At 34.6% G+C, this 16,323-nt stretch carries 14 protein-coding genes; 1 reads left to right on the top strand and 13 read right to left on the bottom strand.

Annotated elements, in window-relative coordinates; genetic code table 11:
• Position 1: 1 nt before the first annotated feature.
• From fdrA to KQI21_RS08490, 7 genes are all read right to left on the bottom strand, one after another.
• Entirely contained in the window at positions 2-1,552 is a 1,551-nt protein-coding gene (fdrA, locus tag KQI21_RS08520; RefSeq protein WP_216483774.1) for an acyl-CoA synthetase FdrA, read from the bottom strand.
• A gap of 21 nt (positions 1,553-1,573) precedes the next feature.
• Positions 1,574-2,083 (bottom strand): hypothetical protein, encoded by a 510-nt coding sequence (locus KQI21_RS08515; RefSeq protein ID WP_216483773.1) that lies wholly within the window; start codon positions 2,081-2,083, stop codon positions 1,574-1,576.
• 245 nt (positions 2,084-2,328) lie between these two features.
• Positions 2,329-3,273 (bottom strand): oxamate carbamoyltransferase subunit AllH family protein, encoded by a 945-nt coding sequence (locus KQI21_RS08510; RefSeq protein WP_216483772.1) that lies wholly within the window; start codon positions 3,271-3,273, stop codon positions 2,329-2,331.
• Positions 3,274-3,289: 16 nt separating this feature from the next.
• On the bottom strand, positions 3,290-4,828 hold the full coding sequence (locus KQI21_RS08505) for a SulP family inorganic anion transporter (protein ID WP_216483771.1): 1,539 nt from the start codon (positions 4,826-4,828) through the stop codon (positions 3,290-3,292).
• 18 nt (positions 4,829-4,846) lie between these two features.
• Positions 4,847-5,524, bottom strand: a complete 678-nt coding sequence (locus tag KQI21_RS08500; RefSeq protein WP_216483770.1) for a cysteine hydrolase family protein — start codon at positions 5,522-5,524, stop codon at positions 4,847-4,849.
• Complete coding sequence (locus KQI21_RS08495; protein ID WP_216483769.1) at positions 5,525-7,054, bottom strand: xanthine permease; 1,530 nt, start codon at positions 7,052-7,054, stop codon at positions 5,525-5,527. It abuts the gene before it with no gap.
• Between the two features lie 241 nt (positions 7,055-7,295).
• On the bottom strand, positions 7,296-8,936 hold the full coding sequence (locus KQI21_RS08490) for a PucR family transcriptional regulator (RefSeq protein WP_216483768.1): 1,641 nt from the start codon (positions 8,934-8,936) through the stop codon (positions 7,296-7,298).
• Between the two features lie 1,229 nt (positions 8,937-10,165).
• On the opposite strand from KQI21_RS08490, the gene KQI21_RS08485 reads away from it, so the two are divergent.
• Positions 10,166-11,254 (top strand): acyl-CoA dehydrogenase family protein, encoded by a 1,089-nt coding sequence (locus tag KQI21_RS08485; protein ID WP_216483767.1) that lies wholly within the window; start codon positions 10,166-10,168, stop codon positions 11,252-11,254.
• 576 nt (positions 11,255-11,830) lie between these two features.
• On the opposite strand, the gene KQI21_RS08480 is transcribed toward KQI21_RS08485, so the two are convergent.
• Genes KQI21_RS08480 through KQI21_RS08455 form a run of 6 tightly spaced genes read right to left on the bottom strand, consistent with a single transcriptional unit; the run spans position 11,831 to position 15,859 of the window.
• Positions 11,831-13,246, bottom strand: a complete 1,416-nt coding sequence (locus KQI21_RS08480; protein ID WP_216483766.1) for a PTS galactitol transporter subunit IIC — start codon at positions 13,244-13,246, stop codon at positions 11,831-11,833.
• A gap of 45 nt (positions 13,247-13,291) precedes the next feature.
• Positions 13,292-13,594, bottom strand: coding sequence for a PTS sugar transporter subunit IIB (locus tag KQI21_RS08475; RefSeq protein ID WP_216483765.1), 303 nt, complete (start codon positions 13,592-13,594; stop codon positions 13,292-13,294).
• A 1-nt stretch (position 13,595) separates the two neighbouring features.
• The gene (locus KQI21_RS08470; protein ID WP_216483764.1) at positions 13,596-14,093 is read right to left on the bottom strand and encodes a PTS sugar transporter subunit IIA; all 498 of its coding nucleotides are present in this window, start codon (positions 14,091-14,093) and stop codon (positions 13,596-13,598) included.
• A gap of 37 nt (positions 14,094-14,130) precedes the next feature.
• Entirely contained in the window at positions 14,131-14,646 is a 516-nt protein-coding gene (lacB, locus tag KQI21_RS08465; RefSeq protein WP_216483763.1) for a galactose-6-phosphate isomerase subunit LacB, read from the bottom strand.
• A gap of 15 nt (positions 14,647-14,661) precedes the next feature.
• Positions 14,662-15,090, bottom strand: coding sequence for a galactose-6-phosphate isomerase subunit LacA (lacA, locus tag KQI21_RS08460; RefSeq protein WP_216483762.1), 429 nt, complete (start codon positions 15,088-15,090; stop codon positions 14,662-14,664).
• Positions 15,091-15,109: 19 nt separating this feature from the next.
• Positions 15,110-15,859, bottom strand: coding sequence for a DeoR/GlpR family DNA-binding transcription regulator (locus KQI21_RS08455; RefSeq protein WP_216483761.1), 750 nt, complete (start codon positions 15,857-15,859; stop codon positions 15,110-15,112).
• Positions 15,860-16,323 lie beyond the last annotated feature (464 nt).

The raw sequence follows: 16,323 nt of genomic DNA, 5'->3' as shown, positions 1-16,323 counted from the left end.
ATTAATTTACCTCCTTAACGAGCATCGTTGCAATTTTAGTTGCCATCTCATTACTGTCAGCTACACGTACCCCTATAGCTTCAAGCTTCCTCTCTTGTTGTTGATAATCTTGCTTATCTTTTGAAGTTCCACATATATATGCAACAATTGGTAAATGTCTTCCTGCTTGTGCTGCAATTTGTTTTGCTTCTTGAAGAGACTCTAAGCTGACCCCAACCGGATCTTCATGTGAGCCGTATCCCAATTCAAAATCCAATAATAAAACAGCTGTTTCAGGATCTTTAGCCTCTGCAACAATTCGTTCATTTCTTAATGTTGGATCAATCATTGGATGTGGTTTACCTTTCGTAAATTCATCATCACCTAAATCAAGTAACGTGTGACCTGTAGTAGTATGAACTTCACTTAATTTTTCCGCTTGTTTTTTAGCAACATTACTTTTTACTTTTAATCCAGCATCACGAATGAGTGATAATGCTTCTGAAGTTAAAGTACCACCACAGAAAAGCCCTCTAATATATTGTTGTGAATCTGCTAATTTTTTCTGTTCAGCTTTTACCCAGTTAGAAGCTGCTTCATCAATTTCTGTATCCATCTCTTTTTCCGGATCAACCAATTTTACAGCTTTACGTGCAGCATCGATTAAAGTTGGAGAAAATATGGCTCCTGCCTCTTCAACAGCATGTGCATCTCTATCTAGGAAGCAGACAACTACCGGTTTTTGACATTTTTTAACCTCGGCCAGAATTTTTTCTTGAACCTTTGGAGCTGGCGGCTTAGAAATTAAGGTAATCACTTTTGTTTTTTCATCAGCTTCTAATGCTTTAAGCCCTTGCAGCATCATGATACCGCCAATCTCCTCATGAAGATCACGACCACCTGTTCCAATTGCTTGTGTAATCCCGTAACCAAGCTTGTCTATTTGCACCGTAACCTCTTGCAGTCCTGTACCTGATGCAGCTACGAGACCTATTTCTCCTTCACTCACCTTATTTGCAAAACATAATCCACTATGATTTATAATTGCCGTTCCACAATCAGGACCCATTACAAATAAACCTTTTTCCCTACCTAATTCTTTTAGTGATTTTTCATCCTCGATAGAAACATTGTCACTAAAAAGCATAACATGTATACCTTGTTTTAATACTTGTCTAGCCTCACGTGCAGCATACTCACCCGGAACAGATATAATAGCCATATTAGCTTCTGGCATCGCATTTATAGCTGCATGAATTGTTTTAACTGGTTGGTTACCATTTTTTTCTTTTTTGGACTTTTTAGCAGTTAATTCTGATTCAATAAATCCGATGACTTCTTCTACACGCTCATCCGTTACAGCTTTTACAGCAATAATTAGATCATTTTCTGTTGCAGCCTGTACCTCTTGTGTCATTAATCCAATATTATTTAATAGCTCTTTATTCATTTGTGTAGCCATTGATACAACCGCTTGTTCTACACCATCATATTTTTTAATTTTTCCAGATAAAGACATTAATGTAACGGAATCGTGATATGCATTCGCTTCTACTTTTACAATTGAAGCCATTCGTATTTCCTCCTTCATGATTTAAAGTAAAACTTCATTCAGTAATGGTTTTCTTTCATCCCCTGCTGATAAAATAAAGGCTAAAATCTCGGTCATCCTTAAAAAATCGCGAAGTATCGCTGTCGTTGATTTCCTTGTCCTTGAAAAAGAAATAACACTTTTTCTGCGTGCGAAGTATCGCTGTCGTTGATTTCCTTGTCCTTGAAAAAGAAATAATGCTTTTTCTGCGTGCGAAGTATCGCTGTCGTTGATTTCCTTGTCCTTGAAAAAGAAATAACACTTTTTCTGCGTGCGAAGTATCGCTATCGTTGATTTTCTTGTCCTTGAAAAAGAAATAACACTTTTTCTGCGTGCGAAGTATCGCTGTCGTTTATTTCTTTGTCCTTGAAAAAGAAATAAAACTTTTTCTGCGTGCGAAGTATCGCTGTCGTTTATTTCCTTGCCCTTGAAAAAGAAATAATGATTTTTCTGCGTGTGTAGTATCGCTGTCGAAGCTTTTCTTGTCCTATCAACCCAGAACACATTAGGCATGTAGGTGTCGTTATCTCCCACTTAAACTTCTTCGTAACTCTTGAATTAAAAATCTTACATCACCTTAGATGGGAGATAAAGGGGAAAACCTCTTAATTGTAGTTAATTCTTTATACGATTTTTCTCGTTATTGTTTTTACTCATTTTCAAAATACCTTCCACGAAAAATTTCCGTGTGCGATTGATCTCCGAATTTAATACAGTTAAAACCCTTTCAACATCCAAAAAAATGGATTAATTTGTTACTAATCAAATCTCTTATCTTCAAGCAAAATTTGCTGCTTTAATAATTGCCGGTATGCAAAGCTTACGCCGATTAACATATCGGTACCGGAAGTTGAGCCAATAGATAAAACTTGCTGTAATTGGTTCATTGGATGAGTATCGATATGTTCTAGTAAGTCAAGTAAAGCGTCATTGACATAACCTAAACAGCAATTTTCTAACATAAAATAACTAACATCTGTTGTTCTTCTTTTTAAAATGGATAAATCAACTTTGCCGTTGTTCATAAAATCCTGATATAAAGAAAAACCAAAATATTGCCATGTTGACAGTAAACCAATTAGAAAATCATCGCCTGATGGAGTTAATCCAACTCCTAAACCGGCAAAACGATACACAAATTTTTCTAGTAGTTGTTTTTCTATTTCTTCTGTAATGGTTTTAAGCCCATTTACAAATGGGCAGAAATAAATATTATCGATGCTGCTTTCACTTCCCGCTTCACCTTTTACAATAAAATCCTTCCAAGCAGATAATAGTCCACTGTCTTGTCCATTTGCTTCGATAAATGCATCGATATAAGCTAAATGTGACTCTGATAATTCTGGTTTCACTTGGGAAAGGGATGAAAGCTCCCTTTCCCACCTTTCTGAAGTCGTATAGCTCCATTTCCAATCTTTTATTTGAATTGCTTTATATCCTACTTTTTTGACATGATTACTGGGGTTTATAGATGAACACATAGCATTAAAGCTGATTTCATCTGTTGTTTTCATCATTTTTGGAGCTTGAATAATTCGATCTTTTGCTAGAGAAAAAAGCATGCTGCCATCATTGGAAACAAAATTTATAACTTTGTCAAAAATACTATGAACTTCTCCAATTTGTTCACCTGTTTGAAACTGGTTGAACCAATCAAGTAAATGCTTATCCATTACATGGATTTGGCAATGCTTATCTTTCATAAAAATCACCAATTATCTATGAATTAAACTCGTTTAATTCATCTTTATCTCGATAGAAGTAAAGTGCTAATAGAGTAATCCCCATTGCAAGATAACCTAATGCAGCTGTCTGACCTGCACCAAAACCAATTTCAGGAGCATGAATCAAGCCAACAAAGGATAGAGCAGCAGCTACAAAGCTATATACAGCAGCAAGTTTATACTTTTTATCAATTAAAAAAATGACAATTGTAATTAACATCATCGATACGAGAATATCGGAAGAACCTAGCGTATCCCAGCCGACATATTTAATACCATTATTGGCAAGTACATCAAAGCCTACTGTTGCTGCATCTGTACCTGCTGCAGCTAAAGCATTGTCGACCTGTTGAATAATATAACTTGCTACAAAAGGAGTTAACCCTAAGAACATTGCCGGCATATGTTCTACTTTTGCAGTACTATATGCTTGTGTACCAATCGTCATCGTAATATATACGAGGATTGGCAGTAAAGCAACTAATGGAATAATTGACATCATTAGCGGCAATAAACCGATAAAGGAAATAATGATAACCCCAACACCTGTCGCCATCGAATAACCTACACGAGCACCGGCCTTTTTCCATCCGGGATGTCCAATATAAATAATCGTTGGAAAAACACTTCCAAGTGCTGCTCCAAAAAGGGTTAACAATCCTGGAACAAGCAGTGATAAAGTCGTAGGGTATTTATCTCCACCAACTTCAGCACTCTCAATATTATCCAAACTTTCAAGAAAATCATAAATTGCTAAAGGTATAGCAGCAGCTAAAAATGGTGATAAATAGGCAAAACCTTCAGCCAAATGTCCTAATGCAAAGCTAGGATACGCAAGGGAGAATCCACTAGCTGCCTCTTTTACAGCAGCTACATCCATGTAACCAGTGACCCAAGCAAGGATCATTCCAATTAATATAGCTAATAACCCAGCTGGAATATTACCTGGTAATTTTTTATGGGCTAACCATCCAGCAAGAACAATGACTAATGTTATCAGCCCAATATAAGGGGTAGTAAATATTTCTCCCATTGGATTCATAGCAATATACGTTAAAGCAATACCTGCCAAGGAGCCTAGCAAGGCACTACGTGGAATATATTTTTGAATATAAGGACCGACAAAAGCACCTAATGTCATGATAATTCCTTGGACTAAATTCCAAGCAATACCTACTGACCATGCCAGCACCCAATCTTGGGTGTTGGCATATACTGGCAGCATAACAGCAAACGATACTACAAAATAATGCGGTACACTTAACCCATATGGCAGTGCAGTAACATCATCACGGTTTTCTCTTAATGATTTGCGTCTAGCTTGAATAGCGAAAAAGATTCCGCCAATCCCAATGGTAAGCGCAGCTGCAGGAACTATATGCCCATATACAATATCTCTCGGCATGTTGATGGCAACAAGCAGTCCGATTGCAGCAAGAAAGTTCGTTAGTACATTACTAAACAGTCCGAAAAATCCATTGATGTCTCCTTTTACAAACCATGGGGTACCAAGGATTTGTTTAGAGTTACTCATATTCTCTTCTCCTTTCTGCTATTCACTGAGTGCTTCAAGTAAGTTTTTTGATGGAGCAGTCCAGCCGAATATCCCACCTTGTTGATGAATCATGCGTATAGAATCTTCGTGATCTTTCGGGTCAAAAGCAGCTGAACAATCTTCTAGTAATAAGCAATCAAAGCCACGATCATTTGCTTCTCGAATCGTTGTTTGAACACAGACATGTGTAGTAACTCCGCCAACTAATAAATTTGTAATTCCTTTATTTCGCAAAATTATCTCTAAATCTGTCTGGAAAAATGCTCCTTTACCAGGTTTATCAATGATTACTTCACCTTCAACTGGAGTAAGCTCATCGACAATATCATGACCATATTCACCACGAACTAGAATTCTTCCCATAGGACCTTCATCGCCAATACCAGCTCCTTGCTTTCTGCCACGAGCTAATTTATTTGGCGGGCAATCAGATAAATCTGGACGGTGACCTTCACGAGTGTGAACTACAAATAACCCTTTTTCTCGAGCCACTTCCAACACATTTTTAATGGTTGGTATAATTGAACGAGTTAATGTAATATCATTTCCTAGTTTTTCTCCAAAACCACCTGGTGCACAAAAATCTCGTTGCATATCAATAATCACCAATGCTGTACTATCCAAATTAAATTCAAAGTTATAAGGTTTTGCTTTTACAGAAAATTGTTTACTCATTTACAATTCCTCCAATTTTTTTGTGTTTTGTTTCACATGAATAATTAGTAAAATTATCCCTACTACTGCATAGCTAATGGCTGTTTCCAAGCCAATACCTATACCAATTTCTTTATAATGAATAATGCCAAAATATGATAAAAACGTACCAACCAAGCATACAACTGCACCATTCTTAAAGTTTTGATCAATAATAAAAACAAGAATGCTTGACCATATCATACCAATGATAATAGCACCTGTTCCTAAACTAATAAGCCCGCTATACTCTAAACCGGCAGTTGCTATGGCAGCATAACCAACCTCTAGAGCCGATGTATCCGCACTTGTGAAAGCGGTATCAACAATGTTTTGTCCCCAATTAGCAATCCAAGGGATCATAGCTAAGATAACGGCTGGTGCATATTTCATATCGACATGCTGAAAAGCCTGAGCTCCGATAATTAATCCAATATAGATGAGGATTGGTACAATAGCTTCAAGCGGAATTATTGTTAACAGTAACGAAATTAAACCAAGCCAAGTTAAAACTAATACAGATAATCCAGTTGCCCATGTATAGCCGATTCGCGCTCCTGCTTCCTTCCAACCAACATGACCGATAAATACTGCAGTTGGAAAAGGACTTCCAAACAGGCTTGCTAATATCGTCGTTGAGCCATCAGCAATTAAAGCATGTTTGGTATTATAACTGTCACCTGCCACTTCTGCACTTTCAATATTATCAATGGTTTCAAAAAAATTATAAATCCCTAGCGGAATTGCAGCGATTAAAAATGGACCTGCTGCAGAAAAACCGTCAATAATTCGTTCTATTGAAAAAGTAGGTACATTTAGCTGTACTTGTTTCACAGACTCCGTAACAGCAATCATGTCCATATTTCCAGTCATCCATCCAATAATAGTACCTATGATGATAGCAAACAATCCAACTGGGATCCGAAACGGCAACTTCACTTTACCAAACCAACCAAGAAATATAATTACTAAGGAAATAAATCCAATATATGGGAGATCGAACGTTTGCATTGCTGGAGTCATAACGATAAAAGTAAGTGATACTCCTGCCAATGAACCTAACATAGCCGCTCTCGGCAATACTTTTCGTACTTTTGTTCCAATCAAGGAACCTGATAATTCAATAATTCCTTCTACAAACCCCCAGGCTAGCCCGGCAAACCAAGCAATATAAGGATCTCCCGTTTTCCAATACACTGGTCCCATAATGAGAAACACAATTAAAAACATATGGGGAACACTTGTACCAGAAGGTAACGCTGTGACAGTATCTCTTCCTTCCTTTTTTGCTAATCCATAAGCCATCCAGCTATATATAAAGCTGCTGGCAAAGATAGAAAGTCCAACTGCGGGAAGAATTTTCCCATAGGTAATCGTAGCAGGGATACCGATTGAAATATTTAGTAAACCTGCCATCACCAATAAATTTGTTAAATTATTCGTAAATAAACCAAAAAAACCATCAATATCTTCTCTATGCCACAATTTAATTCGACTGACTGCCCCGCCCATGGCGATTCACTCCCTTAAAATAGGGTTTTCTTTTTAAATCTGTGACTCTCATTATATTTAATTTGCTAAACTCTCACCTCTTTCCGTTTCTTTGTTACACTCATCATACCAATGATTGAAAGAGTATTCATTGGCAAGTTTCAACGAATAAAACTTTATTTATTGTAATTAATCAACAACAAAATCCATACTGATTGACAACGTTAAAAACATTGCCACAATTTTATATACTATTTTATGCTTATCTACTCTTTTGCGATTTTAAATATAGATACAATTGAAAAGCAACAGCCACTTGCATCATTTCTAAACCGTCTTCTCCTTCTATCCCCAACTCCTTTAGTTTATTAATTCTATAACGCAACGTATTGTAATGAATGTACATATCGTCTGCTGTTTTTTGTAAATTATAGTTATTTTTAATATAATATTTCAATGTTTCTAATAAATTTCCATTTTTCTGTTTATCATATGTGATAACTTTTCCTAATTTTTCTGTTACAAATGCTTCCAATACATCTTTATCCTGTACATAGTGAAATAAGCGAAATAAACCCATATCTTCATAAAAATAGACAAATGACTCCCCAGCTAACTTCCTTTTATAAATATCAAAAACTAATAACGAATTTTCATAGACCTCTTTTAACTGTTTCATATTATAAATAGTCTCTGAAATACTGATTCCAATATAACAAAGTTCTTTAAAATTGGAGATAATTAAATCACTTGCTCTTTTTAACTTTTGTTTTAACCTTTGCTCAAACACAATGCTGATAAAGCAAACTAAAGAGTCGTTGTAGTAAACCACTTGACAGTTACCTATTGGTGTATCCAGTACTTCAGATAAAATTCTTTCTATTAAACCCGAATCAAGCATTCGATAGTAAATCGATAATTTTTTTGCGCTATCCGTAATATTTGATTTTATGCTTAAAATAACCGTTGGAAAATAAAATGCCCATTTAAATACCTTTGCTTTTTCGATAACTTCTGTTTGTGATGTATAATGATTATTAAAAATATCTCTAATAAAGCTGTATAAGTAGTTCCGCTCTTTTTGCAGTAAAGCTTTTTCTGTTTGAAATAAGAAAGCTACAAGAAAAGACGCTTGTTCAACAGCGACAATCAAGTTTTCAGTTGCACCTTTTCCTTTATTTAAAAGTACAAGCAAATAACCAAACTTATTCTCTCCTGCAAAAATAGGCTGAATAAATAAATCATCTTTTTTATATGTGACATCATTAACTTGAACAGTGAAGTTCATTTTAAAAAGCGATGAATCGGTTGAATGATTAGCATAATTAAAATCTATATTATTTTCGTTTTGATCAATGGAGGTGACGATACATGTTAAGCTGTTATCCAGGATGATTACTGGAGCCTCTATGATATTTGCAATGGAGTAAACAAATTCACTTAAATCTGCTCCCTCCAATAATAAATTTAGCAATTTTTGATGAAGCCGATCCCGAAATTCTAACACAGAAGTTCTAGACCCTAAAAGTTCAGATAAAATTTGGTTCGTTAAATTAGATAAATTAGCATCATCTGGTAATTTCATTAATGGTAAGCTAAATTCTTCCGCCTGTTTGATCATACTTTTAGGGATTGCCTCTATATACCTTCCCGGCTTTATCGCTATTCCAGCAAGCTTTTGTTTTGCCAATCTAGGAATAAGCGAATTTATTTGCGTTTCGTCATCAGCAATTGGATATAGTGTGGTTAATAACAACCCATTTGCATCGATATAGGCATCTATATCTGGAACTTCCATAAAGTAAACATTTTCAACCCTGCGCTCTAAACCTTTACTTCCCGCTATCAGTTCTACTTGTTTAAATCTTTCCATTTCTAATACATCTTTAACAGTTATATACATCGATAATCTCCTTATAATTGTCTGTAAAGTGCATCACTATCCAGACAAAAAGTATTGAAATTAAAAAAATTATATGAGGCTTACTCAAGCCATAATACGCTAGATATCTACATAAAATCAAGATTCTATATAATTATAAAAACTTACTATTACATAGTCTATCTTTATTTTACTTTAATAACACTCAATAAAAAGCATTGCTATAATATTTAGAAATGGGGGTAAGACAAGACGTAAATCTTGATGACCCAATATGTAATGAAGAATGAAGATTTTTATAAATTTTCATACTGAAATCTGCCATTCAGTTGTTCAGCATTTAAACTTCATTTGAAAAATTTTACGACGTTTTATCATAACTAAAGATGGTAAACAAAAAAATTAGAAGGATCACACAGGAGCAAACTATTGAAGTAGTACTTTAACTACTACAATCTATACAAGCGCTAAAACCCGCGAGAAATATCTGTAATCATATAATAAATTGATGATTCAATCTTTTCTGGAATTGAGGTGAAAGAAGGAAAAGGACTGTTGGTTTTATTAAGGTGATTCAGTCTACCAATTGATAGCTAATTATAAGTGAAACTTCACCGATAGAGCACTTTTCCATAAGGAATTGTGCGAATAAGAAAATATGGCCTTACGAACCGACACTCCGACTCCTACCTAAGCTCAAGATAAGTCAGGAACTGAAGTTATACTATCCTAATTTAATATAACTTTGCCATAAAGCTATTTCTACTACTTCCTCCAAGGGAGCATCAGATACGAACGTTTATTAATTACATCATGAAAATATATAATGAAAAAATTCACATATAATATTCAAATAAACAACCTTATCTGCATGTTTGGTTACATTAATAACAAAATACTTAATGCTATAACTGCCATTCCACAAATAAGTCCATACATTGATAATTGTGCTTCATCCTGTATTCAATAACAAGCAGGAGTAATTCATAATGAAAATCATTACCGTTTTTATCATAGTACTATTTTTTACCTAAATCAATTGATTATCGATTTATTTGTAGACAATGAAAATGAATGAAAAGTTGTCGTTTTGTACGGATTCTTTTATCCATGTTATCTCTCCTTACACTATCGTTATTTTTGATCTCACCTATTTACCTTTTATTAATCCCCATCGCTATTACGATAATTTTTCAGCAGACTTACTAACTTTTTTAATGCTATACTTGAATTAAAAAAGGATGAAAATGTTGATATTTACAGAACAAGAAATCAAATGGATACGATCTGAAGTAACAGCCAGCGACAAAACAAAATACATTACGGATAATCTGTTAGCATTTATCTATGAGAAAAAACTATTTAAATTAATCGTTCCTGAAGAGGTAAATGGCTTCATGCTATCTTTTCCGGAAGCCATCCGTACATTTCAAGAAGCTTCGCGAATTGACGGAACGTTTGGCTGGTTAGTAACTATCGGTTCAGGTGGGGGAATGTTTGTCCCGAACTTTACGGAAGAAGTAGCGAAAATTTACTACTCACCCAAACAAGCGGTCATTGCAGGCAGCGGTTTTCCAGCTGGCACAGCGAAAAAAGTGGATGGAGGATATATAGTAAACGGAGAATGGTTTTATTGCAGTGGTTCACAATATGCGTCTATTTTTACTGCCACATGCAAGGTAGAATCATCTGGATCAGAAAAACACTCCCAGCTTCTTTCTTTTATCTTTGAACCGGAGCAAGTAAAAGTTATTGAAGACTGGAATGCAATCGGTTTAAAAGGAACAAGTAGCCATACCATTTCTATTACAGATCAATTTGTACCGGATTATCGCACATTTTCTATTATTAAAAAACAAAATAATAATTACTTGGATAACATATATGATTTTCCCTTTTTAATGTTTTCGGAAGCCTCCTTTACAGCAATTGTGTTTGGGATAGGAGAGCATTTTTTAGAAACAGTACAACATTTCTTGAAAGAAAAGAAATCATTGTGGGGGGATGATCGTTATACTTTGATAGATAAAATCTATAAACGTGAAAAAGCCCATTGGTGTAAAGCTCGAAATTTATTTTATGATCAAGTATATGACAGTTGGAAAAAACACCTTCAGAACAAAAGGCTAACTGTAAAAGAACAAGAGTATTTTGGCTTTACCTGTAGAAAAGCTGTTTCTACTGTATTAACTTGTGTAGATACCTTATTTAGATTAATTGGTATGCAAGCCGTCAAAGAAGAATCACTGATAAACCGAATTTGGCGGGATCTTCATACAGCTGCTCAGCATGCATTTCTTACACCGCAGACAAAAGAAGATATTTCACCTTTAACCTGAATTTTGTCATTACAAAACTAAAGGAAATACTATAGAAGATATAGTTTAGAAAACTTGGTAGTACCAACTTTCGTGCATGATTCCCTAGTCCTGCTTATACGTTGGACATTAAATTTTTTTACGTATTAAAACTGTCATGTTAAATGTTATGTTTTACTAACGTATGTCCTAATCACAAAACAATATTCTGTATCCTCTAAACGAGTGATACAGAATATTGTTATGAATAGCCTATTTTTTCTCTTTATATTTATCAAGGTAGATACACCTTTCATTTATCACCGTAGATTAGAAAATACTTTTGGTTAATAATACTCATTCTACTTTGTATGAACTCCAAATAATTATTTTATCCAAGCTTTGTTGCTTACTATTTTTAACATATAAAGTGAAACTTCATTCAGTAGGAGTTTTCTTCCATCTCCTACTGAATGGTAGTACCACAAGGGTATAACCTAAAGGCCTCCCTAACGATTCGGGCATTTAGGTGCCGTTTTCTCCCACTTAGATCCTTTTGTACCAACTCAGGATCTTAAAAGTGAGAGTCTTACGGCACCTTACATGCGGGATAAATTTTTACGCTGCTTCTTGTTTATTTACCTCGTATTCTTTGTTACGTTTTTTCATTTGCTTTATATACCAAATAAATAGTAAAATATAAGCACCTAGAGCTCCAAAAGCAGCTAGAATAGAGTTAAAATTAAAGTCTGCCCCGGCTTTACCTACTAAAATAGCGATAAACTTTTCCACTGGACCTTCTAAAGTGGAGTGGGTAATTAAAGCACCTTCTTCTAATCCAGCCGGGGCAGCGCCTACTGATGCAGCTGTCTCGGTTACAAACGGAGCAATTACGGTTCCGGACCATAAAAATATAGGAATCATAATCGTACCTATTAATATCATTCTAATAATCTTTCCACGGCAAACTACCAGCAATGCAGGTGTTAAACCAATAGCAATTATTCCTCCTAAGGGAAGGATCCCATTACCAGGTAAGATTAATGCTATACCCAGCATAATTGGTGCGAGAATATTAGCAGCCGCCCACATTTCAGCTCGCGCAGCCACGAAAGGCCAATCGATCCCAATATTGAATTTCCTGCCTTGCAAGCGGTTACTCATGAAATCTGTTATTCCCTGAGATATAGGTTCCATAGCCGAAATAAACCATGTTCCTACTATAGAAAAGAGTTCTAGAGAAACTCCGCCAATAAATGCTAATGTAAATATGGTTGTGGCGGGTTGTTGACCGAGTAATCCAACAAAAGCTCCTAAATAAATCCCAATTGCAAACTTACTTCCCCAAAAACCTATCTTCTCATTTAGCCAAGCTGCATCGAAATCATATTTATCAAGGAATGGTAAAAACTTTTCAAACAACTTATCAAAAAACATAATTAATGGATTGAGCATAAAGTTTAAATGCGTCGTTGTAGTTGGATTCGTGTCAGGCATATTCAATAAATCATTGAATGTCGGCTTCATTATATCAGCATTAATAAATTTCATTACTCCTAATACAATTACAAGGATTGTTGCTATAAACAAATTATCTGAATAATACATAACAAGAAGTCCAATAATTGATAAATGCCAAAAATTAAATATATCAACATCTAAAGTATTCGTTTTATTTATCACCAACATAATAAGATTTACAATTACTAGTATGAATAGAAAGAACAGCGTATACGCAGATCCCCATGTTATCGTTGCTAATGGTGCCCATCCCACATCCGTTATCGTTAATTCGATTCCTGTAGATTTAACAAAATCTTGCAGTGCAGGAGCAAAGTTTCCTGTTAAAATGTTTATTACTGCACCAATTCCGGTTAATGCAATCGCTAGTTTAAGACCTCCCTCAAGCGCCTTGCTTACCTTAACCTTCATAAGTATGGCTATTAATGATAACAAAATGAACATCATCGGAGCGGCACCTAAATCAATTAAGGGTTGAAATATTTTGTTTGCAAAATTAATTATACCCTCCATATTGTTAACACATCCTTTTTTTATATTAAAGATTAAGTGATAACGTTATTTATCGATCTTTTTGATAACGCTTTCTAATTCATTAAAAACTGGTGCTGCCATTGCAGGAATACGATAAAGAATTGGTCCAGCCTCTACAACTGGAATCTTAATATCAAAACCAAATTTCGTTTTAGAAATTGGTGTAAAAATATCATATTGATTCATCATCTCTTCTGTAATATCTTTTATTACTACTGCATCTACTTTTATGGTATAACCACGCTTCTTCATTTCTTCCTCAATTGCCGTTTTAATTTGATGACTTGAATTAATTCCAGCTCCACAAGCGGCGAGTATTTTTATCATTTTATTGCACTCCTTTAATTTCTATATTTTTATTGGTTAAAAATTGATAGATTTCTTCTTTATTATCTAGCTGTTCTAATTTTTTCATGTTTTCTGCTGTAGTAAAAAAACCCATTAATTCAGAAAGTATATTTGTTTGGTTTCCTTTTTGATTGTTAATAATAAAAAACAAATATTTCACATCAATTTCCTTGTCAGGTGCAATCATATTTTGAAATAAAACAGGCTTTAGCAGCTTCACCAATACGATACATTTACAAAGACAAAATTCTGGTTCCGTATGAGGTATCGCAACATTTGGAATATCTTTGGCTACAGGACTCAAATCAAGTCCGGTAGGGTAGTTATTTTCTCTCTCAATAATAGATTTAGTAAATTCCTCCTTTACCATCCCTCTTTCATGTAAAAGATTTCCAATAAGAGTAAATATCTCGCGTTTTTCTTGTACATTTTTAATAAAAATCAAATTCTTATCAAACAATGATTTAATCGCTTTCAAATAATCACCTCCTTTAACCTCCCTTGTTTAAATATTATTAATCTTGATACAATCCTTTATCCCACTTTTCAATAAATTCATCAAACATATGGTTAGCGTTTATTGCTTCTTCACTCATCGGAATGGAATCTATTTTACTGATTAGTGCTTTGTTTTCTGGTGTTGCTTCATAGATTGTTTCTAAAAAGACATCAATCGCATCTTCTATCATACCAATTCCAAGAATACGACCTCCCATAGCTAAAACATTGGCATTTAGATTTTGTTTCGCATATCTAGCAGTTTCAATATCTCCGACTAATGCAGCTCGGATACCTTTTACTTTATTTGCACTGATTGAAATACCTACTCCAGTACCACAAATGACGATCCCAAGATCTGCTTCACCTAAAACAACTTTTTCTGCTGTTTTTCTTCCAAAAATAGGATAATGAGTACGTTCCTTTTCATAGGTTCCATTATCAATAACCTTATGACCTTTTTTTGTTAAATAATCTGCTACATGATTTTTAATTTCAGTGACAATATGATCACATCCAATTGAAATTCTCATTTTAATCGTCCTCCCCTAGCACATTTTATTTAGCATATCTACTCTAATCTGGTGCCGACCTCCATCATATGTTGCTTGGAGAAACCTGTCACAAATACGCTTAGCCAACTTTTCTCCAACAATTCCTGAACCAATGGCAATAATAGATGTATTATTGTGACGAACCGTCATTCTGGCGGAGTGTTCATCAAAAACATTGGCACAAATAATACCTTTATATTTATTTGCTGTGATTGATGAACCAACGCCATACTCATCAACAACAATTCCTCTGTCAGCTTGAGCTTCATTTATCGCTTTAGCTGTTTTGGAAGCAGCCTCAACAAAATCGTAGTCTTCGCTTTTCGTTACATCGATGATTTCATAGGGATGATTTTCTAAATAATTTTTAAGTTTTTCCTTTAGTTCAAATCCAGCTTGATCACTTGCAATGGCGATTTTCATTTTTAATCCTCCTAAAGAGCTAGTTTATTATATTGCATTTATTTTTATAGAAAGTTGTATATTCAAACGGTAGGTTTTTATCGGTAATAATGGCAGTTATATCTTCGACTGGACAAATAACCTGAAATGCCTCGACCCCAAACTTCGAACTATCACTTACGATATATGTTTCTTTTGAATTACCTATAACGGTTCGCTGTATTGCTCCTTCTTCCTCATCTGCAGTAGTAACAGCATTTTTAAAAATTCCGTTTGTACCTATAAACGATTTATTCACTTTAATATCTTTTATCCAATTCATAGTGAAATACCCGATAAATGTTTTCGTTCGTTCTCTTAATCTCCCGCCAATCAAGACAACTTCAAATTTTTCCACATTCTGAAAACGATTAAAAATAGAAATGGAGTTAGTTATAATCGTTGCTGAGTTAACGTTAATATAATCGTATATAAAACCAGTAGTTGTACCAGGGCCGATAAATACAATGTCTTCATCTTCAATTAATTCAGCCGCTTTTTTGGCAACGTATTTTTTTTCTTCTACATTTAACATTTCTTTCTCCATGTGAGAGAGCTCAATATAATCATTTTTAGGTTTAAGTTTTGCGCCACCATGAATCCGAACAATTTGCCCTTGTTTTTCCAGATCTACTAGATCTCTTCTTATTGTCATCTCGGTTACATTTAGCTTTTTCGCTGTATCCGAAACTTTTATAAAGCCATTTTCTTTTATTAAATTGATAATTTTTGTCTGTCTACTTTCCTTCACATCATCACCACTCAATGTTCTAAAATGTTTGTTTTTGTTCTGTAATGTTATTATACAATGAAAGCACTTTCCATGGCAATAACTTTTAAATATTTTCACATTTTGTTTGAAATTGTTTCTAATAATTAGAAACAAACATCATAATTATATTTTAAAATCGGCCACATTTTTTCCTTCTTTTCTAATAGTTTGTAATATCATTAGATATTTTTAGCCATATGCTATTATCTCAAGCTTCCTCTCTTATTTTCTATATAACTCTGAAAGGTTATCAAATAGCATCTTAAATAGCGGTAAGGAAACATGCCCCTGCACCAGGGGTATGCCGACGCCTTTAGCGACAAGGCCGCTTTTAGTCGCCTTCCTTTAGATTCGAGACAATGTTAACTTATCGTAAAAGAAGTTGAATTTCACCAACAGCTCGGAGCGTATGATTTAGACGATGAAGCTACGTTCAAAAAAGC

This window comes from Virgibacillus proomii (assembly GCF_018916875.1).
GTDB lineage: Bacteria > Bacillota > Bacilli > Bacillales > Amphibacillaceae > Virgibacillus > Virgibacillus proomii_B.
Note: the sequence above shows the minus strand (reverse complement) of the source record. Positions and strands in the feature narration are given on the sequence as shown.

Excerpts from the sequence above, each read along its gene's own strand:
- lacB (WP_216483763.1), bottom strand. The coding sequence starts at position 14,646 with ATGAGAATTTCAATTGGATGTGATCATATTGTCACTGAAATTAAAAAT.
- KQI21_RS08495 (WP_216483769.1), bottom strand. The coding sequence starts at position 7,054 with ATGGGCGGGGCAGTCAGTCGAATTAAATTGTGGCATAGAGAAGATATT.
- lacA (WP_216483762.1), bottom strand. The coding sequence starts at position 15,090 with ATGAAAATCGCCATTGCAAGTGATCAAGCTGGATTTGAACTAAAGGAA.
- KQI21_RS08480 (WP_216483766.1), bottom strand. The coding sequence starts at position 13,246 with ATGGAGGGTATAATTAATTTTGCAAACAAAATATTTCAACCCTTAATT.
- KQI21_RS08505 (WP_216483771.1), bottom strand. The coding sequence starts at position 4,828 with ATGAGTAACTCTAAACAAATCCTTGGTACCCCATGGTTTGTAAAAGGA.
- KQI21_RS08510 (WP_216483772.1), bottom strand. The coding sequence starts at position 3,273 with ATGAAAGATAAGCATTGCCAAATCCATGTAATGGATAAGCATTTACTT.
- KQI21_RS08490 (WP_216483768.1), bottom strand. The coding sequence starts at position 8,936 with ATGTATATAACTGTTAAAGATGTATTAGAAATGGAAAGATTTAAACAA.
- KQI21_RS08515 (WP_216483773.1), bottom strand. The coding sequence starts at position 2,083 with ATGCCTAATGTGTTCTGGGTTGATAGGACAAGAAAAGCTTCGACAGCG.
- KQI21_RS08500 (WP_216483770.1), bottom strand. The coding sequence starts at position 5,524 with ATGAGTAAACAATTTTCTGTAAAAGCAAAACCTTATAACTTTGAATTT.
- fdrA (WP_216483774.1), bottom strand. The coding sequence starts at position 1,552 with ATGGCTTCAATTGTAAAAGTAGAAGCGAATGCATATCACGATTCCGTT.
- KQI21_RS08475 (WP_216483765.1), bottom strand. The coding sequence starts at position 13,594 with ATGATAAAAATACTCGCCGCTTGTGGAGCTGGAATTAATTCAAGTCAT.